The following is a 1,126-nucleotide window of genomic DNA, read 5'->3' as shown; positions in this document are numbered from 1 at the left end:
CGACCGAGCTGTACCCGGGTTGCCTGCATCTCCTCGTACACACCGAACACCTGGGCCGGACCACCCACAGCGGATCCGGCACTCCCCCGCCCGACGACTGCTATCAGCTCCTCCTCGGCGCGCGGAAGGTCCTGCCGCCCCGGCTCGCCCATGCCTTCATCGGCCGCGCGAGCGCGGGACCGCTGGCCGACATGAGTGTCTACGACGCGCTCCACGACCCGCGGGCGACGGGGCTGCTCCTGGAGCGGCTGCGTACTCCGGGGGCGGCGGGGCCGCTGCTCTTCGAGCGCGACGCGCGCGTGACGGTCCCGGCCGGCCTCGCTCCCCGGCTGCTCGACGCCGAGCAGTCGAACTCCTCACTCGTGTACGGGGACTCCTTCATCCTGAAGTTCTTCCGCCGCGTCCAGCCGGGCATCAACCCGGACCTGGAACTTCCCTGGGCACTGGCCCGGCAGGGCTGCACCCGGGTACCCGCCCCCGCGGCGTGGTTCGGCACCTCGCAGCCCCGGGAGGCGACGCTGGGTGTACTCCAGCCGTTCCTGCCGGGCGCCGCCGACGGCTGGACCCTGGCACTGAAGTCACTCGCCTCCGCACGGGAGTTCACCGAGGAGGCGTACGAACTGGGACGGGCCACCGCCGAAGTGCATCTGGCACTGGCGACGGCTTTCCCCGTCGACGCGCCGAGCCCGCTCCAGCACGAACGGCTCGCCGCCGCGATGAGCGAGCGCCTCGACGCCACGGCCGAGGCGGTACCCCAACTCTGCCGTTACGTAACGGGGTTGCGCTCCGCCTTCGACGCCCTGGCGTCACTCGACGTGGCGGCGCGGCCATCTCAGCGGATCCACGGCGACCTCCACCTCGGCCAGGTGCTGAGGGCCGGGCACCAGTGGTCCGTCATCGACTTCGAGGGCGAGCCGGCCCGTCCGGTCTCCGAGCGACGGCGTCTGCAGTCGCCCGTCCGCGATGTCGCGGGCATGTTGCGCTCCTTCGACTACGCCGCGCGTTCCCGCCGTCCCTGGCGCCCGGAGTGGGCGCACCGCTGCCGGGAGGCGTACGGGGCCGGTTACGCCGCCGCGGCCGCCTGGGATCCGCACGAGGAGCCCGAGCTGCTGCGCGCGTACGAGAC

General features: G+C 72.9%; 1 protein-coding gene. It reads left to right on the top strand.

The genetic code is table 11. From position 1 onward, the window contains the following. On the top strand, nucleotides 1-1,126 hold a 1,126-nt coding region (locus ABZV34_RS39835), incomplete at both ends, for a phosphotransferase (RefSeq protein WP_356288318.1).

The organism is Streptomyces sp. NPDC005195, assembly GCF_040608315.1.
Classification (GTDB): Bacteria; Actinomycetota; Actinomycetes; order Streptomycetales; family Streptomycetaceae; genus Streptomyces; species Streptomyces kaempferi.
The sequence above is the reverse complement of the archived record's forward strand: the minus strand, read 5'-3'. Positions and strand labels throughout refer to the sequence as shown.